Raw genomic sequence first — 22,123 nt, 5'->3', positions numbered from 1 at the left:
TAAGGAAATTTTAAGATTTTGTCAATTTGTTTTTTAGTCCATTTAGAAGTGGTCAGACGCCATAGTTAGGACTATGGAATTAATTCCATACTAGGAGCGATTTACCAGTAAATTCTGGTAGAAGGCAATATTGGCGAATGTCCTGAGAAATGCACTTGGCAGGCTACAGGACCTGCCGCATCGCATGCAGAATTAACTAGAAGCTGAGCTATGTCACAGGTTAAGGAGATGTGTGTATGGAAGTCCAATTAAGATCGCTTTATGCCTCACTCAAAATCCCTCCTTCTCTGCCCATAGAGGAATGGCTGACCTTAGGCCGCACAGCGGCTCTTACATTCTTGGCAAAAGGGGAGTACTGGGTACGATCAGGTGAGACTTCGGATTCAATCGGCATATGCATCGACGGGCTATTTCGGATTTTTTATGAGACACCGGGTGGCGATGAGCATAACAAAAGCTTCTGCTCGCGTCATGATTTCATTGCGCCGTATGGAGCGCTGCTTCAACGCATCCCTTCGTACTTATCGATTCAATCGCTGCAAGAAAGCCAAATTCTCGTCTTCCGCTACGAGCAATTAGCCGCCTCTTATGACCGTCATCCAGGATGGGAGCGGTTCGGCCGGATCGTCGCCGAGCAGCTGTTCGTGAAGAAAGAAACAAGAGAGCGCGAGCTGCTTCTCTTGACCGCCGAAGAGCGCTACCGCCTGTTTTTATCGCAATACGGGCATCTTGAAAGCGAGATTCCACAATACCACATCGCCTCTTATCTTGGGATTACACCTGTAGCGCTCAGCCGAATTCGAAGACGCATAAACCTGGGTTAATGCGCCTTATTCTCCTCCGTTTTATAGTGGGACGTAAGGAGGAATGGTGATGATGCAAGCAAACGGACATACCGTTCTTATTACAGGCGGTGCCTCGGGTATCGGATTAGCGTTAACCGAGCAATTCATTCAGCACGGCAATAAAGTTATCGTCGTGGGGCAAAACAAGCAGAAGCTGCATGCATTAAAGGAAAGGTATCCAACCATCTCCACGCATGCATGCGACCTTCGCAGAAAAGATGCCATACAAGAGCTGGCCGCAGCGTTGTATGAGCGACATCCGACATTGAATATTCTCATTAACAATGCGGGCATTCAGCATAATTACGACTTTATAAATGGCGTTGAAGCCGACTTGATCGAGGAAGAGATCGGAATCAATCTGACCGCTCCCATTCTGCTGATCGCCGAGCTGCTTCCGCTGCTGGCCCGTCAGCCGAAATCAGCCATCATTAACGTATCCTCAGGACTCGGCATCGTCCCCAAAAAATCGGCTCCGGTCTACTGCGGCACAAAGGCTGCACTGCATATTTTCACCAAGTCGCTGCGCGATCAGCTTAGGGGATCACCTGTACAGGTATTTGAAATCATACCGCCGATTGTGGACACCGCCATGACCCGGGGCAGAGGGCGCGGCAAACTATCGCCGGAACGGCTTGCCGAACAATTTTTTCGCGATTTCCGGCATAATCGACTGGAAATCGCCATCGGCAAGGTCAAAATATTGAAATGGCTGAATCGCTGGTTCCCTTCTGTGGCCGAAGCTATATTGCGTCATTCATAAGGGGCTTGCGTTTTGCTGCCGAATCGTTATAATTGGTAAACATATCGAACAATCCACGATTGGGAGAGTAACTGCCAGCGGAAGTTCAAGCGAGCCGGGAGAGTGAGAGCCGGTACGGATGCAGCAGTGAAGCGGACCCATGAGATAGGCTTCTGAACCTTCAGAGTAGGAAGTCTCGGCTGCGGCCGTTATCCGTTAGAGTGGCTGAACGTTCCGTTCAGCAACAAGAGTGGTACCGCGAATGCATGCGCCTTCGTCTCTTTTCCAAGAGACGAGGGCGTTTTTTATTAGACAAAGGAGGATGCTAGGATGTTAATCGAATGGATGAGAACACGCATAGCCCAGTCTGTGCTGGAATTGCATGAGGAACTTGGCGCAGAGCGACCGGAAGTGCTGAAGATCACTGTAGAGCAGCCTGTACATCTGGAGCACGGGGACTACTCGACGAATATAGCTATGCAGCTGGCCAAAACACTGCGCAAGTCCCCCTTGCATATCGCAGGACTGCTGAAGAACAAGCTGGAGAGTGATTCCGAGTTCGCCGCTCTGGCCCGTCTGATCGAAGTTGCGCCGCCCGGCTTTTTGAACGTGCACATCGACTGGAACGTCTGGGCCCGCCGCGAGTTTCCTTCGCCAGCTTTGACTGGCGGCAAAGCGATTATCGAGCACACCTCCATCAACCCGAATAAATCCGCGCATATCGGCCATCTGCGCAATTCATGTATCGGCGATACGCTGGCCCGCATTCTGAAGAAAACAGGCCGTGAGGTTGAAGTGCACAATTACATCGATGATCTGGGCAATCAGCTTGCTGATACCGTAGTCGGACTGCTGCATGTTCCGCTGAACAGGAACCACGCCCGCTTCGGCGACTTCTGCTGGGACATTTACTCCGGGGTCAATCGAGAGTATGCGGCGAATCCCGTCAAGCTCAGCGAACGGACGAATGTGCTGCATGCGCTAGAGGAGGGGGATAACGGCCTGTCCTGGATTGGATTGCTCGTCGCGGAGCGCATCGTGCGCGAGCATCTGGAAGAGATGAAGGCATTCGGCATTCATTATGATTTGCTCGTATGGGAAAGCCAGATCGTAAGAGAAGGATTCTGGCAGGCGGCATTCGAGCTGCTGAGGGACACATCCTCTTTCGTGCAGGAGAAGTCCGGCAAGCTGGAAGGCTGCTGGGTGCTGAGACAATCCACAAACGATGCGAGTGAGAAAGCGACAGAAGCAGAAGAGGCCGATCAGCATCAGATGGATAAGGTGTTAGTGCGGTCCAACGGCATTCTGACCTATACCGCCAAGGATATCGCCTACCACCTATGGAAGTTCGGACTGCTGGACAAAGACTTCTCCTACCAGCCGTTCTCAGACGGTCTATGGTCGACGCATCATGGAGGCGCCTCGTCCTCTGCATACGGCAAGGCCTATACCGTCATTAACGTCATCGACTACCGACAGGAATATCCGCAGGCGATGGTGAAGCAGGCGCTAGAGGTGCTGGGCTATACCGAGCAAGCAGATAAGCTGCGCCATGTAAGCTACGGGGTCGTGTCGCTGAGCCCAGCCGCAGCGGAGGAGCTTGGCATTGATGTGTCGTCCGGCAAATCCTCCTATGCCATGTCCGGCAGACAAGGCGTGGGCATTAAGATCGCCGATCTGCTTGACCGGATGGAAGGCGTCATTGACGAGAAGCGTTCGGACGCAAGCGGACTGTCCAGCCGCATCATCGGAGCGGCGGCGATCCGTTATTATCTCCTGCGCTTCGCCTTGTCGACGGAAGTGGTATTCGACCTTCAACAAGCGACTGAGGTAACCGGCAATACCGGCGTTTACTTGATGTATGCGTACGCCCGCGCGGCGAATATCATGGCGAAGACGGCAGAGAACGGCACAAACAGTATTGCCATACCAGCTGAAGCCGCACCTAAGGAGAAAGCGGAGCTGGCTTTGATCCGCCATATGGCCGCTTGGGAGGATACGCTCCATGCGGCCGCCCGCGAGCTATCTCCGACAATCATTTGCAATTACGCTTACGAGCTGGCTTCCCTGTTCAATAACTTCTATGCAGCTTGTCCGATTCTGAAGGCCGACGAGGATACAAAGGCATACCGTCTGTGGCTCGTCTCCTTGTTCCAGCAGGCCATGGGCGAGGCGCTGGATACGCTTGGTCTTCCGGCTCCTGCACGCATGTAGACCCCCGGTCTTACTCCTTATTTTTGCTAGAAGCCGCGCTTGTCCACGCCTCTCCCTTCCACCTTACATAAGATGGATCATAACGGATTCCAGAGAGGGATGAGGCTGTGGGCAAACGAAAGGACGAGCTAGTGATTACGCTTCGCAAAGGACGAAAGGAGTATATCTCCAAAACTCCGCTAAAGGGTGTAGACCGCGTTATCTTTGTCTACAATGGGCAGTTCACCAACGCGCCGAACACGACCCAGATCGCGAATGGCGCAGGCCGAAGCGGTACTGCAGGCAATAACGGAGTGATTAATTCTCCGGATACGTTCCAGCAGCAAAGCGTCGGCGCAGGCGGCATAGCGAAGAACAAAGGATTGAAGAAGGGAAGCAAGCATAAGGACAAAGATCGTTCACGCAAGCATCACCAAGAGAAGGAAGTCGTCATTCTCATTAATGAGCAAGTGGTCAGACTGCCTCAGGGCCAAGAGCTTGCATCCGCAACCCAAGTGGCAGGGGCCGCCGGCAGCTACAGCGCGGCCGGAACCAACTCCGCAATTGACAGCCCGCGCACCAAGCAGCAGCACGCCGTTGGCGGCGGCAGCGGCAGTGTCGGGGAGAATGAGCTTGTTGGCAAAAAGAAGAAACAATAAAGCCATTGCTCCTGCATAAACCGTCGGTGAACGGCCGGAAATGGGTCACCATGCACTCATTAATGGCGCTATTCGCGTCATCCGAACCAAGAGAAGCCTTTATTCCGCGAATACCGCGGAATAAAGGCTTCTTTGCCGGATTAATGATGGGAGCCTCCGCCCCCGCCGTTACTCTCTTGCTCGCCAGTCGAGGACTGCTCTTCCTCTGCCGATTGTCCGCCTCCGTGAGCGCCATGTCCCGCGCCCGACTCCGATACAATCTCCAGCATGGCGTCAATCTCGCCTTGCGCCGCTTCGGACAGAGCGTTCGCCGAACCTGTCAGCCAAGCATGGTTGAAAGGGCCTTCGACCGGAGAGTCCTTGTACTTCGGCTGGAGGGACATGACATAAGCCATGACGGAGTCCGGCATCCCCTTCTTATCCGTCCATAGCAGCGGTGCGTGCTTGCCCAGATGCGAGAATGGAGCAGCCGCAAGGGCGAGCTCCGGCGAAGCCTTCGCTACGAATGAGAAGTTATGGCCCGGCGAGTCGATGCCCCAGCCGAAGCCTGTCTCCGGGTCATTATACTTTGCGAACGCTACCGCATTCTCATAGGGATCGTCTCCAGCAATGCGGATGACCTTCCCGTATTGGCTCAGCTGCTCTTCGACTTTGGCCGATACGGCTGCTTCCGGCCCCAGAATATAGATGTTCGCTTGTCCGCCGCGCGTGCTCAATGCATCAATCGTCTCCTGCGGGATCTGGTCTTTCTGAACGTACAGCAGCGGCTCTGGCATATGGGCAATCCAATTGATAGCCGGCATCGTATATTCAGCGCTATCCATCGAGCCCACAATGACGGACTGCGGGATATCCTTCGTCAACCCGGCATAGTAGGCATCCACTGCCTTAGCAATGGCGGGAGCACTCGCTCCTTCAATTTGATCCGTTTTGTAACCAAGCGCCTTAACTTGAACCTCAACGTTCTCGCCCAGATTGCCGACCAGTATCACTTGGATACCGTCGTTGCTGTCCACGCCTTTGGGACGGAGACGCTTCAGCTCCTGCAGCGTCTCGTCTGGCAGGCTATCCTTATTGGCGAATAAGACGGGACCATCATTGGGATGGTGGATGAGATTCGCACTGACCAGAGCCGTCTGCCAATCCTTGGGATCAGCAATAATCACGCCTCCCGGCCGATTACTGTCCTCTGTGGCCATCCATAGCGTCTGCGATACGATAGCCGCCGCTTCCGCAGGCTGGGCCGTATTGATTCTTGTTGTATTTTTGGAAGCAATCCATGGTGCCGATGGGCCTCCCGCCATTCCGCTGGCTTCGGTATTCGCGGCAGGCTTGTCCGAACCGAAGCATCCCGTGAGCGTTAATAGAAGCGCAGCGGATACGATGCCCGCTTTCCATGTATGATTGAACATGCCAAACCTCCTGTATCCTGCAACTGGACTCCGTGCGTGTTGTCTCCCTGCTTTGGATATCCTTTACTTCGGGGACAAGCGCCGGGCAAGATCAGTATAAGGGGAGGTTTTGAAGATCCTGTGTAGATGTCCATTAACCCTTCGGCAGCCGGATATGAATCGTCGTACCATTACTATCGCTCTCTGCGTACACCGTCCCGCCATGCGCCGTAACCAGTTGCTTGACGATGGTCAGTCCCAGGCCGCTGCCCCCTGTCCGGCGATTGCGCGACTTCTCCGTACGATAGAACCGTTCGAAAATAAACGGCAGCTCCTCTGGCGGGATGCCGCTTCCTGTATCCCGCACCAGCAAGCGTACGTTCTCTCCCTCATCGGCGGCTTCTATATGGACACGGCCTCCTTCCGGGGTATACTTTAGCGCATTGCTCAGCAGGTTCGCCAGAATTTGCATCATCCGATTCGGGTCCATGTCCAGTTGAAGCCCCGGATCTGTGTGGCAACTAAGAACTGCGCCCTTCTCCCTGAAGGCCGCCTGCACAAGATCGCCAGCGCGCTGAATGACTTCATCCAGCGAGGACTTGCTGAGATTCAGCTGGAATCCCGGAGACTCCACATGGGTCAGATCCTCCAGTTCTGCAACCAGACGCGTCAGCCGCTCGATCTCCTCATAGCAGGAATGGATGCGCTCTGGCGTCGGAGCCCAAATACCATCCTCCATTGCCCGCATATGACTCTTCAATGTAGCCAGCGGCGTGCGCAGTTCATGGGCGATATCCTCGGTCATCGTCACCCGAAGCTGCTCCTGCTGGCGGAGCTGATCGGCAAGCGAGTTCAGCGAAGCGCCAAGCTGCGCCAGCTCATCCTCGCCCTTCACGTGCACGCGCGAATGCCACTGCCCGTTCGACATTCTCTCCGCAATCCGCTTCATATGAACTAGCGGCTCGGATATGCGCCGCGCGACATAGAAGCCCAGAATAACAGCCAGTGTAATGGATCCGAGGCCTGTCCAAATTATCGTCTGGATGAGCGCCTGCTCCAAATGATAGGCGAGCGCTCCTGCATCGCCATTCATCCCTGACGCTTCATGCTGCTCTTGATACATCGTGAAGTGATAATGCGTCTCTGCTACAATGCTGACCGTGGCAATCGCGACAATACCTGCCGCCAGTGCGATTATAATAAGCGCCAGCCGAAGATGGAGCCTCTGCTTCATAGCTCTCCCCCCGCGAACCGGTATCCCGCTCCGTACACCGTGACAATATAAATCGGCGACTTGGGATCGGGTTCGATTTTGGAACGGATGTTTTTCACATGCTGATCGATCGTACGGATATCTCCTTCAAATTCATAACCCAACACCTTCTCCACCAGTTCCTCGCGCGTGAACCGACGCTGCGGATGCTTCGCCAGCGCAAGCAACAGCTTGTATTCATTCGGTGTCAGACTCACCGCTTCGCCGCCGCAATACACCTCTTGCTTCAGCGAATCGATCGCCAGATGGCCGCTATGGAACACCAAGCGGTCAGCTAGCAGTTGGCCATCGTCGGTACGGCGCAAGATTGCGCGCACGCGCGCCACTACCTCACGAGGATCGAATGGCTTTACGACATAATCGTCAGCCCCCAGCGACAAACCCCTGATTCGGTTATTCTCCGATACCTTCGCAGTCAGCATCAGAATCGGGATGGAATGAATCCGGCGTATCGCCTCGCACACGGATTCCCCGTCCATATCCGGCAGCATCAGATCCAGGATAATCAGGTCGGGCGACTGCTCTGAGACGATCCGCAAAGCCTCGCGCCCGGTCCCGGCTTCAACACAGCGGAATCCTCCCTGAGCCAAATAAGATACGAGCACGTCGCGTATTTTATGTTCATCATCAACCACTGCGATTGTTTTCATGTCCATCCTCCAATAAGCATAGAGCTGCCTCTATTCTACCTTGAACTTGTGTAGATTCGATATAGATGACGATGGAAGAGGAAATAATTGTCCAGTTGATGCAACAAGGCCGTGTAAAGCAGGTGGTTCTATGCCACAATAAGGTAGGATTGAACTGTTCATTCATTAACTTACTTACTATAATTGATTTACATTAATTTTTATAGTAATATGTATACAAACAAAGGAGGCGTCGATATATGGAAATTGGAATCAGTACGTTTATGGAAGCGTCGCCGCACCCCGTTACAGGCAAGGCCATCAGCCATGCCGAACGGCTGCGCAATGGAGTAGAAGAGATTGTACTGGCCGATCAAGTCGGCCTTGACGTATATGCCGTCGGCGAGCATCACCGCGCCGATTATGCCGCAAGCGCGCCTGCCGTATTATTGGCAGCAGCGGCTTCCCGCACGAAGAACATCCGACTCTCCAGCGCCGTAACGGTCTTGTCGTCAGATGACCCTGTCCGCGTGTATCAAGCCTTCTCCACCTTGGACGGCATCTCGAACGGCCGCGCGGAAATTATGGCGGGACGCGGTTCGTTCATCGAATCCTTCCCGCTCTTCGGCCAAAGCTTGGACGATTATGATGAGTTGTTCGAGGAGAAGCTGGAGCTGCTGCTTGCCGTGCGTGAATCCGAGAAGGTGACATGGCGCGGAGGCCACCGCCCAGCCATCAAAGATCGCGGCGTCTATCCGCGCTCTGTACAGGACCCGCTCCCGGTCTGGATCGGAACTGGCGGCAACCCGGAATCGGCTGTGCGTGCCGGTACGCTTGGCTTGCCGGTCGTATTCGCCATTATCGGCGGCATGCCGGAGCGGTTCGCCCCGCTGGTGAACCTGTACAAGCAAGCAGCTATTAGGGCCGGCCATGATCCTCGGAAGCTGCAGATCGCGACCCATTCGCACGGCTTTATTGCTGATACAACCGAGGAAGCGGCGAACACTTTCTTCCCGTATACTCAGGCCCAAATGAACACGATCGGGCGTGAGCGAGGCTGGCCGCATTATGACCGCGAGGCATTCGACTCCGCGCGCAGCCTAAGAGGCTCCCTCTATGTCGGCGATCCGGAATATGTAGCGGAGAAAATCGTATTGCTTCATAAAAACTTGGGCCTGACCCGCTTCTTGCACCATGTAGACATCGGCTCCATGCCGCATCGCGAAGTGCTGCGCTCCATCGAGCTGCTTGGCACGAAGGTTGCGCCGATTGTGCGCAAAGAGCTGGCTCGTTCATAAGGCAAAGGACATCGTATCCGACAACCTCCGAATGCGTATGCATCATCGCGACGAGGAATGAGCGATCTCATTAAGTCCCTGCATAAAGACAGAGCTGTCCCGAATGTCTGAAGTGACATTGGGACAGCTCTCTTTTTGAGTCAGTAATGTTGTTATTGTTATACTGCGTACGAACTGCAGGCCATTGTCAGCTCATTCGCTGGGATTAAGTCGGGTAGAAGCGACTTATACGCCCGTAGTACCCTCGTCTGACTTGAATAAGTCGATAAAATCGACTTAATTCCGTGAACCAGCCTCCATCGTCCCGTATAAGTCGATAGAAGCGACTTAAATGCCCGTAGTACCCTCGTCCGGCTTGAATAAGTCGATAAAATCGACTTGAATCCGCGAATCAGCCTCGCCTGACAAGAGGGCGATCCCAAAGCCATCAATGACTGAGAGACGTCCCTTCATCATACGATAGATCAAAACCAGAAATGGCGGTGAAAGGGGAATCCCCCTCGCACCGCCATTCCTTTTTGTAATCATGTGAACCATCTCATCAAACGAGCAAACTTACTGGACAGCTCCGTCTTTCATTCAATCTGCCATTGCTTATACATGCTATTTCGATATATCAACGAAACCTTCGCCGAATACATTCCGCACATCATGGATTGTAATAAACGCATTTTTGTCGACCGACTTCACGATTTTCTTCAGCATACTGACCTCGGGCTTCGTGATGACGATATACAGAATATCCTTCGGCGTGTTGGTGTAATTGCCTTTTCCGTAAAATACCGTTACTCCGCGGTCCATCACCTTGTTGACTCTCTCCGCAATCAGCTTCTGCTCATTGGAGACAATCATAACCGCCTTCTGCGAGTTCAGGCCTTCAATAATAAAGTCCATCACCTTCGTGCCGACATACAGCATCACAATCGTGAACAGCATGCCTTGAATGCCGATGATGAAATACGACGCAAACACGACAATCAGATCAAAGAACAGGAGCGCGTAGCTGATATTCCAGTCCAAATATTTGTTCATAATTCTGGCGAGAATCGTCGTTCCCGCTGTCGTCCCGCCTACTCGGATAATAATGCCGATCCCGGCACCTACAAGAACGCCGCCAAAGATTGTATTGATCATGAGATCATGCGTGCCAATCGTCCAGCTCTCCGTCAGATGCAGGAACAGCGAGTTGAACAAGACGGCGATAATCGTATAGATCGTTGTCGTTTTATCCAAAAATTTATAGCCCACAATAAGCAGAAATGAGTTGATGATCAGGTTGACCAGACCGGGTGACCATTGGAATTGGTAATAGGCGATAATCGTCAGGCCGGTAACGCCGCCTTCGCCCAGATCGTTCGGGATGACAAACACATTGATCGCAACCGCAAAAATAAACGCGCCCAGCATAATCATCAAAATGTCTATCAGTCGTTTTTTCATTGCTTTCACATGTCCTTTCGCTGGTGCACTATTCATCAACAAAAAAGCGAATACCGCAAGGGCATTCGCTTGAAGTTGTATCGTTCATGCGTGTGCTTGTTAGGCCATCCCGATTATAGCAAATCAGCAAATGTTCGGCAATTGAGCGGACTAAAGCGTCACGGCCTTGAATTCACTCACTTCGCTTTCAGTCCATCCCATGACTTCTGCAAGTCTTCGAGCAAGCGCGCCGCATCGGATTTGCCCGCGATGTACGCCTGCATTTTGCTTCCAAACTCATTCATCGCTCCATCCGGGAATTTGTTGAAATTCCAGCTCAGCGACTTGCCATCCTGGCTATACTTCACCACCTCTGCTCCAAGATCGCCCAGATCTTCACTTGTCGCCTCGATCGTGGTGAAGGCCGGAATAAACTTGAATTCCTTTGCAATATAATGCTTGCCCGTCTCGGATGTAACGAGCCAATTCAGGAACTCCTTCGCTTCTTCCTTCATAGGGGAGTTTTTGTTGACCACCCAGTTGTTCGGAACGCCGACGAACAGCTTGTCGTTCGCTTCTGCGTCTTCATTAATCGGCATCGGGAGAATCCCGATGTTCAGATTCGGATTAATGCTGTCGATCTGAACCTGCGTCCAGTTCCCCTGCTGCGTCATGGCGACTTCGCCGTTCGCGAACATTGTCATCTCCGTATTGTAGTCTGTCGTTAGCGGATTTTTGTTGCCGTACTTCAGCGTCAGGTCCAGCAGCTTGATCCATTGCTCGAATACCGGATTGCCCGCGATGCTCGCCGTTCCGTCATTCAGGCCTTGCACGAAGCCATTCGGGTCTTCTTGATGGGCGAATGCAACATTCAGCGCATGGTTGCCCAGCACCCACAGCTCCTGATAGCCATTAGCGAATGGAGTGACGCCGGACGCTTCCAGCTTCTTCGCCGCTTCCTCCAGCTGGCTCAGTGTCTTCGGCACCTCGGTAATGCCTGCCTTCTCAAACAAATCCTTGTTGTACAGGAAGCCGTACCCTTCCAGATTCATCGGTTGGCCGTAGATTTTGCCGTCTTTGGTCATCGGCTCCTTCGCAACCTCAATCGTATCCGCTACCCATGGCTGATCGGATAGATCCTCCAGATTGCCAAGCCAAGTCTCCAGATCGCGGTAACCGCCGTTGTTGAAAATATCAGGTTCTTCGCCGGATGCAAATTTCGCCTTCAGAGCCGCGCCATAATCCGCTCCGCCGCCCACGGTCTGAATATCGAGCTTAATGCCGGGATGCTCCTTCTCGTATTCCGCCTTCAAGCGATTAAGCGCCTCTGCAATCTCCACTTTGAATTGGAAAATTTTCAGCGTCTTTGTCTCTCCTCCGCCGCTTCCGCCGCTGCCGGCATTCGGCTTGTTGCTTGTTCCGCCGCAGGCTGCAAGCAGTACCATCATGGCAAGCAGCAGTATGAGTGTGAGCTTTGTATTCTTCTTCATTAGTCGTTCCTCCCTTTTTTACGTACAAGCTTTATGAAAACGCTTCAACTGGTTTACATCCTCATTGTAGAGATTGCCCTAACCTGAGAGTAGACCTGATATTGATCAAAGTAGTAGACAAAATTGACCTATGCTATCCCTTCACCGCGCCTGCCGTAATGCCCTCGATAATGTATTTTTGCATCGCCAGAAAAAATACGATGATCGGTATAATCCCCATAACCAAAGCTGGCAAAGCCAGGTCCCACTGCTTCGTATATTGACCGAAAAACGCAAAAGTCGCAATCGGAATCGTACGAAGCTCCGGCGATTGCAGGATCAGCGAAGGCAGCAGATAGTCGTTCCATATCCACAGCGCATTCAGAATGAAGACTGTCACCAGCATCGGCTTTAGCAGCGGAAGCACAATTCGGATGAAAACACCGTAAGTATTGGAGCCGTCCACGGTGGCCGCTTCCTCGATCTCCATCGGAATCGACTTGATGAAGCCATGGAACAAGAAGACCGACATCGGCACACCGAAGCCGAGATAACAAATGATAAGTCCCGGGATGCTGTTCATTAATCCGGCCATGCCGGTTACTTTCACCAGCGGAATCATGATGGACTGGAACGGCACGACCATAGCTGCGACGAAGATCAGGAAGAGCATGCGATTAAACAGCGTACTGCTGCGCACCATCCGGTATGCCGCCATAGAACTGAGGAGAACGAGTAAGACGTTGCTCACGACAGTGATGACGAATGAATTCCGAAACGCTACCGGGAAATTCGTCATCTCGAACGCGCGGGCATAATTGCTCCATTGAAAATAGGACGGCCAGCTCGCTGCATCCGTCAGCAGCTCGCTGAAGCTCTTGACGGAATTCACGAACAGAAAGTAGAACGGAATCAGGAAGAGCAGACCGGCCGCAATCATGACCAGCTCGACGGCGGCGATGCCTGCCTTCTTTTTGTAGGCGGCTTCCATTACGCTTCGACCTCCTTGCTCTTGGTGAATTTGACTTGAATGCTCGTAATGATCGCTACTATGATGAAGAAGATGATGGCTTTGGCCGTGCCAAGACCATAGCGATTATTGGAGAAAGCCTCATTGTAAATATTCATCGCCACGGATTCCGTCGAGCCGAACGGCCCGCCTCTAGTGAGCGAGAGGTTCAGATCGAACATCTTGAACGACCATGATAGCGCCAGAAACAGACAGACCGTAGCCGCAGGCATAATCAGCGGGATGATAATCGTGAGCAAGGTTTGCCACCTGCTGGCCCCATCAATCTCGGCTGCCTCCAGAATATCCTTCGGAACATTGTTCAGGGATGAGATGTAGATGACCATCAGATAGCCGGCCGTCTGCCAGACGAATACGATGACGATTGCCCAGAACGCCGTCCCTTCCGTGCCTAGCCACGGCTGGTTGAAGAAAGCAAGGCCCGTCAGCTCGCCCACCGCCGAGAACCCTTTGACGAAAATGAACTGCCAGATAAACCCGAGCAGCAAGCCGCCAATGACATTCGGCATAAAGAAGACGGTACGCAGCACATTGCGCGACTTGAGCGGCTTGATCAGAAGGTAAGCCAGTGCGAAGCCCAGCACATTGGTTGCTACAACGCCTATAATGGTGAACCGGGTCGTGAACCAGAAGGAGTCCCGGAACGCTGAATCCTGCATGAAGATATGCTTGTAATTATCCAGGCCAATCCAGCTCACCTCGCCGGATACGCCGTTCCAGCTCGTAAAGGAATAATACAGACCCGACACGAATGGAATCAGAATGATGAGGACGAAGACCAGGACGGCCGGACCGACGAATACGATCTGCTGGCCTAACTGAGCTGTTTTTTTACGGTTCATCCATACTCCCCCTTGCGCAATTCGAATTTTGCTTATCATAATTATGCTTGAACCCTCCTGCCAAAAATACAGACGATCGTGAACCGTTAGCAGGACAATATTGATCTATCTCAGGGCAGCGATCAACCGTAAGATTCCATTCGAAACGAGGCGATTCCGATCAAAACCTACAGCATCCGCCGCAAGCTGATTGCCTTCATGCTGGCCGTGACGATCATTCCTCTGACACTGTCGCTTGTCATCACACTGGTCTATACGAAGGAATCCATCAAAGAGCAGTCGATGAGCGAAAATGCGAGGCTGATCTTTCAAGGCAAAACCAATCTCGTCAACTACTTGAACAACATTAACCGGGCTTCGATTGTGCTGTATTCGGACCCTCATTTCCTGAACAATCTGTCCAAGAGCTTCGACGACTACCAAGCTGTTGCGGAAATGTACACCACCTTGCAAAACTTGCAAGGCTCGCTGCCCGATATCCAGCAGGTCTATCTGCATTCCTATCTGACGAACCAATCGACGCTTATTACCAACACAGTGCCGCGGAGAGAATTTCGCGAATCTCCTTATCCTGGCACCGAAGAAGCCGACCCGGTCAAGCCGAGTACAGAGCCTCCGCATTACGCGCACAGCTACGGCTTCCCGCCCTCTCTTCATGACGATCCGAAGCAGCAGGTCTTCACCTACTACCGGCCGATCGTCCGCATTCCATCGACAGAGCGGATGGCTATGCTGGCTATCGACCTGAAGCTGGACGGTATCACGGCAATCTCCGAGCAGCTCTTCCATCCGGAGGACGAGCAGTTTTATCTGCTGGACGAGAACGGCATCATCATCTATAGCGGGCATGCCGACGAGATCGGGAAACCGGCGGCTGATCCTCACTTATTCGAGCGCATGCGAAGCGATGGCTCTGGCATTATCGACGAGGACGGCGCCATCCGCGTGTACGAGAAGCTCGACATCGCCTTTGCCGATTGGACGATTGTGAAGCAAATTCCGTACAGCGTGCTTTATCGCAAGTCGAATGAGCTAATTACCATCAATGCTATTATTGCGGCTGTCGCCCTCATTGTCGTCATTGTGGGCACGCTGTATATCTCCATTCGAATTACGAGACCGATCCTGCGGCTTGCCAGCTACATGAACCAGATTCAGACCGGCAAGCTGGATGTGGATATCGATGTTCGCAGCCGGGATGAAATCGGCTTCCTCACCCGGAGATTCCGGCAGATGATGGATACGATCAACAATTTGATCTTGCGCAAGTACAAGCTTGAGCTTGCTAATAAGAGCAATCAATTGGAAGCGCTTCAAGCCCAGATTGATCCGCATTTCCTGTTCAATACCTTGCAGTCGATTGGCACAGTCGCCCTGCAGCATGACGCGCCGCGGGTCTACTCGCTGTTGTCGTCGCTGGCCGATATGATGCGCTACAAGATGCGAAGCGGCGAAGCGATGGTGACGCTGGAGGAGGAGCTCGATCAGCTGAGGCTATACCTGGAGCTGCAGAAGGAGCGCTTCGACGAGCAATTCGACTTCTTTCTGGAGATTGACCCGGCCAGCCTGTCCGCACCGATGCCCAAGATGACGCTTCAGCCGCTGGTGGAGAACTACTTCAAGCATGGCATGAGCACTCAGACGGGAACCGGAAGGCTGACTGTTCGGAGCTGGATCACGGAAGATAACCGAGTCATTGTGGAGATCGAGAATAACGGGGCCTCCATTCCAGCGGATAGACTTCGCCAGCTGCAAGAGGCGCTGGAGATAAAAGTGGATGAGGAGCATAACGATCGCGAGCCGGGGACAGGAACTCCCTCTTCGATTGGCTTGCAGAATGTTCTAATGCGGCTTAAGCTGTACACCGACGATACAGCCGGATTGGAGATTGCGAACATGCAGCCTCAAGGCGTCAGCATCAGATTAAACTACAGACGGGGAGCGTGACGGAATGAAAGTCATAATTGTCGATGACGAGAAGCATGTACGCAGTGCGATTACTATGCTGGCGGAATGGGACAAGCTTGGCATTCAGGAAGTGCTGCAGGCATCCGACGGCGAAGAAGCCGTGCGGCTTATTGAAAAGCATCAGCCCCAAATCGTATTGACAGATATGAGAATGCCAAGGAAAAGCGGAGCCGAGCTGCTCACGTGGCTGTCGGAGAATCAGCCGCATATGAAGACGATCGTCATTAGCGGCTATGACGATTTTGAATACGTACGCCACGCCATCCGTCATGGCGGCATGGATTATATTCTTAAGCCGGTGAAAGCTACGGCGTTGAATGAGGCGCTTGCGAAGGCCGTACAATGCTGGCGGAAGGAACAGGATGAACGAATCCGCATGACCCGGCAGATGATTGAGATGAATGAAATGAAGCCGCATTATACCGACAAGCTGCTCACAGAGCTGGTCTCCGGCCAAAACGGACGCGAGTTCCTGAAGCAGATACAAGATGAATTCCCATTCCCGGCGGGACTTGCCACTTGCTCCGTCGCCGTTGTCGCTGTATCTCAGCTGGACCATGAGCTATTCGGGAAATTCCAGAACAGGTTGCAGCTAATTCACTTCGCTATTCTTAATATTTGCAACGAGCTGCTTCGCAGCCGGGGCATTGCCTTCCGGCAGCTCGATAGCCGGGGAGAGATCGTGCTGTTATTCTGGGGACCCTCCGAGCCATTCGAAGCTTTGTTGATTGAGATTGGGAAGGGAATTTCGGCTACGTTGCAGCGTCACGTTCATTTTGGTCTGGCGTTGGAACGTCCTTATCCGGGGGAACTGCCGCGCGCATATCTGGAAGCGTCGAAGGCGCTATGGAAGCGCAATGCGCTTGATCCTGTCCGCATTCATCGTGAGCAGTCCGAGAAGACGGATCAAGCGAGCCGGCCGCTTCGGCTGAGTGCCTTTGAAGAGGAGCTCCGACTCGCAGCGCTAAGCGGCAGCAGTGACCGAATTCGCACAGCAGCGGAACAATGGATACTAGAGGTTAGACAGCTTGATTCGGTATCGCCGGAGCAGCTGCTGCAGTGGAATCAGGAATGGGAGTGGATGAGGACACAATGGCTTGATGAAGGCCAGTCTGCTTCCGCCGCCGACTCTCTGGAGCCGTATACTGATATGCCCCCTTGTCTTCCGCTGAACAAAGAGGGGATGCTGTCATGGGATAGGCTGCAAGATGAGCTGGAGAAACGTCTGGCCGACGCCTCTGCGCCGCTCACCCGGCTGCATGCCAGCCACACGTCATTCATTGAGACGATTGCCGTCTACCTGAATGAGCATTACCGGGAGGAAATATCGCTGCAGGATTTGGCCGCGCGCTTCTATCTGAGCAGAGAGTACATTGCCCGCAAGTTTAAGCAAGCCTATGGCGTGACCATTATGGATTACTTAAGCCGCATTCGCATAGACAGGGCCAAGCTGCTGCTGCACAATCCTCATCTGCGCGTCGCCCTAGTCGCCGAGATGGTCGGTTATCCGGACGAAAAGTATTTTCGCCGTGTTTTTAAGAAAATTGAAGGAGTAAGTCCCGGCGAATACCGGAAGGAGCATACGATCGGGTAACTTATATCCCTATCAAAAAGGCAGCAAGGATACTGGTCCTTGCTGCCTTTTCAATATATATCCAGCAGATGATTCGGAAGGTAATTACGCCTTCAAATAGTCCATCAAAATATGCTTGAGAACCGCAAGCTGCTTCTCCGGCTCCAAATCCGACTCCAGCCGCAAGATATTGCGCTGCAGCGACAGCTTCCGAGAGAACATGGCGAATGCGTTAATAACCGTCGTCAGCGTCTCGCGTACGGAGATATCGCCGCGCAAGGAGCCATCCTCTTGCCCGTCTTGAATAATGCGCGAAAACATTAACGATACCCGGCGGTACAGACGGTTGAACTCATCAATATCTTCCAGCGGCTCATCCGAATGAGCGGCATAATTCTCAAAGTCTTCGAGAAACTTGATACTGCTGTCGCGATGATTCGGAAGCGGTGCAATAAAATAATCGAACAATAAATCCATCTTCTCCAGACACGTTTTCTCCATCTGGCTAATCGTCTGGAATTCAAGAAATACCTCTTCAATCATTTTTGTGGCGACGGCTACGATCAGCTTCTCTTTCTTAGGAAAATAACGGAATAATGTCGCGATGCCAATGCTTGCTTCCTTCGCAATGTGATGCATCGTCGTCTTCTCTATGCCATTATCGTTAAATACACGCTCTGCCGTCTCCAATATGACGCTTTCGCGATGCTGCTTCAGATCGCTTAACTCTTGCTTGTATCTTTTTTTTGGTTCCATTCCACACGAACCCTCTCTGGCTATCCAATTTCTTCTTTCTGCTATTATAGCTTTACATTTTTTCACTCGCAATAGAAGTTGAATTGCTTAAACTCGAGTAATATGCTTAATATTACAGCGATATTGTTACTATCATTTTTTCGTTCAGGCAACTCATTCCCAAGCAGAAATGGAGATGTTGACATGCCAGCGAAACAACCCGCGCAATGGGGTCGTGAAGTCGTAAAACCAAACTTTCCTATACGATAACACTGCAGGCTGTCGAGATGTCTCGACAGCCTGCTTTTTTAGGTATAACTGTGACACAGACTAGGAGCCGGTAGAAGTGAGTACGGGCGTCAGCAAATACAGCGCATCCCGCTGCTCCCGAATGGGAACAATCATTACCGGACTTCGGCTTCCCGTCAGTTGCAAGCTGACTTGCTCACTATGAATGCACCGCATAATTTCCGTTAGGAAGGAACCATTCAACGCTACCGAAAACGCCTCTCCGTGAACTGACGCCAGCTCCACTTCATCCTCGACATCCCCGATCTCAGACGTCTTCGCGAGCAGCTTCAGACGGCCATCCCCTGCGGTCAACCGGATCAGATTCCCGCCTGCCAATACGGAGACACGCTCAGCTGACCGCAACAAAGCCTTGCTGCTTAATCGAATCTCGGATTGCAACGAGGCGGGCATGAGTTTAGTCATGCTTGGCATACTGCCCTCCAGCAGAGCGGACTGCACCTGCAGCCTCCCTGTTGTGAAGATGATGGATTGGGCGTCCGCTTCGATGTGCATGAGCCCCTCCGTATCGTCGCCAATCAGCTTGGATAGCTCGGACAACGTCTTGCCCGGAATGACGACGATCGTCTCATGCGGCGCTTGTCCGGTTAAAGGAATGATGCGATGCGCCAATTGGACGCCATTCGTGGCCATAAGCTCCAGCGAATCGGAACGGAACGTCGCGGAGACGCCTGTCAGGACAGGCCTGGTCTCCGAAGCCGATGTCGCGATAACGACCTCACGAATAGCCGATTTGAGGTGTTCGTTAACGGTATAGAGACTTGTCCTGTCAGAATTCCGCACAGCTGATATAAGCGGGAATGAATGAGGATCGAGTCCATTCAGCCGGAATCGAGAGAGGCCCGACGTAATCACAATTTCATCATTATTGGTCTGCTCCAACATCAATCGTCCTGGATCCAGCCGCTGAATGATATCATGCATATACTTCGCCGGCACAACGACCGCGCCAGCCCGTTCGACGACAAGCTCGGACTCTTGACCATTTTGAATACAGACTTCAATCGTCATCGCCATATTGCTCGCCGTCAGCCGCAATTCTTCCTGCTGCGCACTCATGTGAATGCCTGTAAGCAGCGGAATGACGGGATGAGCCGACACCGCTCTTCCTACCTGCTTTATCGCTTGAAGCATCGCTTCTCTTGTCGTGCGGATCAACACTCCGTTCGCCCCGCTCTCCGTTTAATGGGAACCCGCATAATAAGCCTCGATGATATCCCGCATCAACTCCGAGCGGGACAGCCTTTTCGCCTCTTGCTCGTTCTCCAAGCGATCCCATAGCACCTGCGGGAGTGTAACCGATACTTTCTTGGTCATGCCGATCGCCTTGCGGCCTGCTCCCTCTCGAAGCCCCCCTCTCGTAAACGAGAAACCGAGCTGTCCTTCCTTGTTGGACAGGACGACCTTAACCTCTTTTTCACTCATGTCATTCACATCGCTTCATATGATTTAGGTTACCTAATTCATAATCCTATACATAAAGTGTAGCACATCGCTGCCCTCCTTACCAGACTTGGATATGCCATTTACGGCAGCCCCTCAAAGGAGGAAGAAACAAAAAAAGACAGGTACAATGACCTGTCCCGCTTCTGTTATGGCTATCGCTTAGACCGCTTTAATCTCCAGCAGCTCATACTTGATGATACCCATCGGCGCATCTACGTTAATCGTATCGCCGACTTTTTTGCCCATCAGCTCTTTGCCGAGCGGGCTCTCGTAGGAAATCTTATTGTCCGTGACATCCGCTTCCGCCGGTCCCACGACGCGATACTCGATTTTTTCGTTAAATTCGATGTCGTTCAAAATAACCAAAGAGCCAATGCTCACCTGATTACTGCTTAAGCTGCTGGCATCTACAACGCGCGCAATCTTCCGCATTCTCTCCAACTGCAGGATTCTCGTCTCCATAAATGCCTGATCATCCTTGGCAGAATGGTATTCGCTATTTTCCTTCAAATCGCCATAGCTGATCGCAACCTTCAGGCGCTCCGACAGCTCCTTGCGCTTGACTGTCTTCAGCTCCAACAATTCTTCTTCAATCTTTGCCAAGCCTTCCGGCGTTAATATCAATTCTTCTTTAGCCACTACAGATACTCCCCTTTCACAATCCAATCTTATTGTACCCTATTTGGCCTTACCTTTTCCTATATTTTCTTTACAAATTCCGATTTCAGCTGCATCGCGCCAAATCCGTCGATTTTGCAATCGATATCGTGATCGCCTTCGATCAAACGGATATTTTTCACCTTTGTGCCGATCTTAATGACCGACGAGCTTCCCTTCACCTTTAGATCCTTAATGACCGACACGGAATCTCCATCACTCAATATATTGCCATTCGCATCTTTAATAATCCGCTTCTCTTCAGCATGCTCCTCATCCGCTGTCAGCGACCATTCATGCGCGCATTCCGGACAAACGAGCAAATGGCCGTCCTCGTAAGTATACTGGGAATTACATTTGGGACAATTAGGCAAATTAGACATGTTATCGTTCTCCATTGTTTTTATACCAGTATATCGGAACAAGTGCTGGAGATACAGACAAGCCAAGGAAACGATGGCCATTTCTGACAAATATCTGGGTGATCCTGTTCGTAGTAAGGTGTTATTCACAAAAAAAGATCACGAGCAGCGCAAACCGCTCATGATCTATTTCATTTTTCTGTAGTAGTATTCATTGCGAACTTATGATTTGTGCACATCGGGAGCGAATGGCTAGAACTAAGATTCATTCGGCATAGCGAAGCGCCTCTTCGCACTGCTTTCTAATCTTTCTTTTTTCCCTTATCTTGATAGTCATATTTGTTGCATATACTTATTTCGTCGTTCTATGTCAAATACTTCGAATGGAGTGAGATCCCGACATGGACCATTCGATCGATCGTGATGTTAGGGCGAGCGCTATGTATGCTAACAAACCTATATCAACTAGATTGGATGGTGCACGTTCATGATACGTCAACGAAATATCGCGCTAGCTATTATTCTAACGATTGTAACCTGCGGTATTTACGGCATTTACTGGTTCATCGTCATGACGGACGAGGTCGGTCAATTAAGCGGAGATCCCTCGTTCACCGGCTTTAAGCATTTCCTGCTTACTCTTGTCACTTGCGGTGTCTGGAGCTTCGTATGGGCTTACCAAGTGACTAAGCAAATCGAGTACGCGCAATTGCAGCGCGGGTTCAGACCATCCGACAACGCCCTGATCTATATTCTGCTGACCTTATTCGGACTCGGCATCGTAACGTATGCCCTGGTGCAATCAGATGTCAACAAAATGGAAATGCCTTAACCGATTGCCGCAGCGGCATCCCAAGCTCTTCTGGGGCACGATGCTTGGCGCTGGCGGCCTTCTGTATGCCAAGGCATGGCTACCCCTTACCGGACTAGCCATACCTTGTCCTATTCACGCCGTGACTGGATTGTATTGTCCCGGCTGCGGCATTACGAGAGCGGCGCTTTCCTTGCTGGAGCTTGATGTCCATCAGGCATTCCGCTTCAATTCTCTCATCTTCGTCCTGGCGCCATTGTTTGCCTTGTATGCATGGACGAATGCCAAGAAGAAACGGAGAATGGGCGGGACTATAATGGCATTGATGCTAGCGATCACATTACTATACGGTCTGGCCCGCAACCTGCCGCCATGGTCGTATCTGGCTCCAACGGAACTGACCTGATTCGTACAAAAGAAGGATATCTCCTGATCCAAAGCCGGATCGCGAGATATCCTCTTTTATTAGTGA

Annotated in this window: 22 protein-coding genes and 1 other annotated feature; of the genes, 9 read left to right on the top strand and 13 right to left on the bottom strand. The window is 51.9% G+C overall.

All coding sequences use genetic code 11. From position 1 onward, the window contains the following. Window positions 1-236: 236 nt before the first annotated feature. From ACFVSO_RS21660 to ACFVSO_RS21645, 4 genes are all read left to right on the top strand, one after another. Window positions 237-824, top strand: coding sequence for a Crp/Fnr family transcriptional regulator (locus ACFVSO_RS21660; protein ID WP_387477421.1), 588 nt, complete (start codon window positions 237-239; stop codon window positions 822-824). A 49-nt stretch (window positions 825-873) separates the two neighbouring features. Then, entirely contained in the window at window positions 874-1,608 is a 735-nt protein-coding gene (locus ACFVSO_RS21655) for an SDR family oxidoreductase (protein WP_387477419.1), read from the top strand. A gap of 46 nt (window positions 1,609-1,654) precedes the next feature. Continuing rightward, window positions 1,655-1,872, top strand: a binding site (T-box leader). Between the two features lie 45 nt (window positions 1,873-1,917). Further along, a complete protein-coding gene (locus ACFVSO_RS21650; protein ID WP_387477417.1) occupies window positions 1,918-3,801 on the top strand; it encodes an arginine--tRNA ligase in 1,884 nt (627 codons plus the stop codon). A 107-nt stretch (window positions 3,802-3,908) separates the two neighbouring features. Beyond that, the gene (locus ACFVSO_RS21645; protein WP_387477415.1) at window positions 3,909-4,439 is read left to right on the top strand and encodes a hypothetical protein; all 531 of its coding nucleotides are present in this window, start codon (window positions 3,909-3,911) and stop codon (window positions 4,437-4,439) included. A gap of 140 nt (window positions 4,440-4,579) precedes the next feature. Here ACFVSO_RS21645 and ACFVSO_RS21640 read toward each other — a convergent pair whose 3' ends face one another. The 3 genes from ACFVSO_RS21640 to ACFVSO_RS21630 form a co-directional block, all read right to left on the bottom strand. Continuing rightward, window positions 4,580-5,851 carry a cell wall-binding repeat-containing protein gene (locus tag ACFVSO_RS21640; protein WP_387477413.1) on the bottom strand — a complete coding sequence of 424 codons (1,272 nt, stop codon included), beginning with the start codon at window positions 5,849-5,851 and terminating at the stop codon, window positions 4,580-4,582. A gap of 133 nt (window positions 5,852-5,984) precedes the next feature. Continuing rightward, entirely contained in the window at window positions 5,985-7,064 is a 1,080-nt protein-coding gene (locus tag ACFVSO_RS21635; protein ID WP_387477410.1) for a sensor histidine kinase, read from the bottom strand. Then, on the bottom strand, window positions 7,061-7,753 hold the full coding sequence (locus ACFVSO_RS21630; RefSeq protein WP_387477408.1) for a response regulator transcription factor: 693 nt from the start codon (window positions 7,751-7,753) through the stop codon (window positions 7,061-7,063). Before ACFVSO_RS21630 ends, ACFVSO_RS21635 begins: the two co-directional genes overlap by 4 nt. Window positions 7,754-7,992: 239 nt before the next feature. Here ACFVSO_RS21630 and ACFVSO_RS21625 point away from each other — a divergent pair, with 239 nt between their 5' ends. Next, entirely contained in the window at window positions 7,993-9,030 is a 1,038-nt protein-coding gene (locus ACFVSO_RS21625) for an LLM class flavin-dependent oxidoreductase (protein ID WP_387477406.1), read from the top strand. Window positions 9,031-9,357: 327 nt separating this feature from the next. On the opposite strand, the gene ACFVSO_RS21620 is transcribed toward ACFVSO_RS21625, so the two are convergent. The 5 genes from ACFVSO_RS21620 to ACFVSO_RS21600 form a co-directional block, all read right to left on the bottom strand. Beyond that, window positions 9,358-9,558, bottom strand: coding sequence for a hypothetical protein (locus ACFVSO_RS21620; RefSeq protein WP_387477404.1), 201 nt, complete (start codon window positions 9,556-9,558; stop codon window positions 9,358-9,360). Between the two features lie 75 nt (window positions 9,559-9,633). Continuing rightward, window positions 9,634-10,470 carry a YitT family protein gene (locus ACFVSO_RS21615; protein WP_387477401.1) on the bottom strand — a complete coding sequence of 279 codons (837 nt, stop codon included), beginning with the start codon at window positions 10,468-10,470 and terminating at the stop codon, window positions 9,634-9,636. A 176-nt stretch (window positions 10,471-10,646) separates the two neighbouring features. Then, window positions 10,647-11,939, bottom strand: coding sequence for an ABC transporter substrate-binding protein (locus tag ACFVSO_RS21610; RefSeq protein WP_387477398.1), 1,293 nt, complete (start codon window positions 11,937-11,939; stop codon window positions 10,647-10,649). A gap of 133 nt (window positions 11,940-12,072) precedes the next feature. Further along, window positions 12,073-12,909 carry a carbohydrate ABC transporter permease gene (locus ACFVSO_RS21605; protein WP_387477396.1) on the bottom strand — a complete coding sequence of 279 codons (837 nt, stop codon included), beginning with the start codon at window positions 12,907-12,909 and terminating at the stop codon, window positions 12,073-12,075. Next, a complete protein-coding gene (locus ACFVSO_RS21600; RefSeq protein WP_387477394.1) occupies window positions 12,909-13,790 on the bottom strand; it encodes a carbohydrate ABC transporter permease in 882 nt (293 codons plus the stop codon). Before ACFVSO_RS21600 ends, ACFVSO_RS21605 begins: the two co-directional genes overlap by 1 nt. A 198-nt stretch (window positions 13,791-13,988) precedes the next feature. Here ACFVSO_RS21600 and ACFVSO_RS21595 point away from each other — a divergent pair, with 198 nt between their 5' ends. After that, complete coding sequence (locus ACFVSO_RS21595) at window positions 13,989-15,737, top strand: cache domain-containing sensor histidine kinase (protein WP_387477392.1); 1,749 nt, start codon at window positions 13,989-13,991, stop codon at window positions 15,735-15,737. A gap of 4 nt (window positions 15,738-15,741) precedes the next feature. Next, a complete protein-coding gene (locus tag ACFVSO_RS21590; RefSeq protein WP_387477390.1) occupies window positions 15,742-17,352 on the top strand; it encodes a response regulator transcription factor in 1,611 nt (536 codons plus the stop codon). Between the two features lie 84 nt (window positions 17,353-17,436). On the opposite strand, the gene ACFVSO_RS21585 is transcribed toward ACFVSO_RS21590, so the two are convergent. From ACFVSO_RS21585 to ACFVSO_RS21565, 5 genes are all read right to left on the bottom strand, one after another. Beyond that, window positions 17,437-18,087 (bottom strand): TetR/AcrR family transcriptional regulator, encoded by a 651-nt coding sequence (locus tag ACFVSO_RS21585; RefSeq protein ID WP_387477388.1) that lies wholly within the window; start codon window positions 18,085-18,087, stop codon window positions 17,437-17,439. A gap of 309 nt (window positions 18,088-18,396) precedes the next feature. Then, the gene (dnaN, locus tag ACFVSO_RS21580; protein ID WP_387477386.1) at window positions 18,397-19,536 is read right to left on the bottom strand and encodes a DNA polymerase III subunit beta; all 1,140 of its coding nucleotides are present in this window, start codon (window positions 19,534-19,536) and stop codon (window positions 18,397-18,399) included. 21 nt (window positions 19,537-19,557) lie between these two features. Next, window positions 19,558-19,800, bottom strand: coding sequence for a ribbon-helix-helix domain-containing protein (locus tag ACFVSO_RS21575; RefSeq protein WP_387477384.1), 243 nt, complete (start codon window positions 19,798-19,800; stop codon window positions 19,558-19,560). 180 nt (window positions 19,801-19,980) lie between these two features. Next, window positions 19,981-20,460 carry a transcription elongation factor GreA gene (greA, locus tag ACFVSO_RS21570; protein WP_387477382.1) on the bottom strand — a complete coding sequence of 160 codons (480 nt, stop codon included), beginning with the start codon at window positions 20,458-20,460 and terminating at the stop codon, window positions 19,981-19,983. A 59-nt stretch (window positions 20,461-20,519) separates the two neighbouring features. Continuing rightward, window positions 20,520-20,861 (bottom strand): zinc ribbon domain-containing protein YjdM, encoded by a 342-nt coding sequence (locus tag ACFVSO_RS21565; RefSeq protein ID WP_387477380.1) that lies wholly within the window; start codon window positions 20,859-20,861, stop codon window positions 20,520-20,522. Between the two features lie 466 nt (window positions 20,862-21,327). Between ACFVSO_RS21565 and ACFVSO_RS21560 the strand changes: the two genes are divergently transcribed. Together ACFVSO_RS21560 and ACFVSO_RS21555 are read left to right on the top strand one after the other, a co-directional pair. After that, window positions 21,328-21,672, top strand: a complete 345-nt coding sequence (locus tag ACFVSO_RS21560; protein WP_387477378.1) for a DUF4234 domain-containing protein — start codon at window positions 21,328-21,330, stop codon at window positions 21,670-21,672. After that, window positions 21,647-22,057, top strand: a complete 411-nt coding sequence (locus tag ACFVSO_RS21555; RefSeq protein WP_387477376.1) for a DUF2752 domain-containing protein — start codon at window positions 21,647-21,649, stop codon at window positions 22,055-22,057. Before ACFVSO_RS21560 ends, ACFVSO_RS21555 begins: the two co-directional genes overlap by 26 nt. Window positions 22,058-22,123 lie beyond the last annotated feature (66 nt).

It is taken from the genome of Paenibacillus sp. NPDC057967 (assembly GCF_042887015.1).
Lineage (GTDB): Bacteria > Bacillota > Bacilli > Paenibacillales > Paenibacillaceae > Pristimantibacillus.
This window is presented reverse-complemented; position numbering and strand designations above follow the sequence as displayed.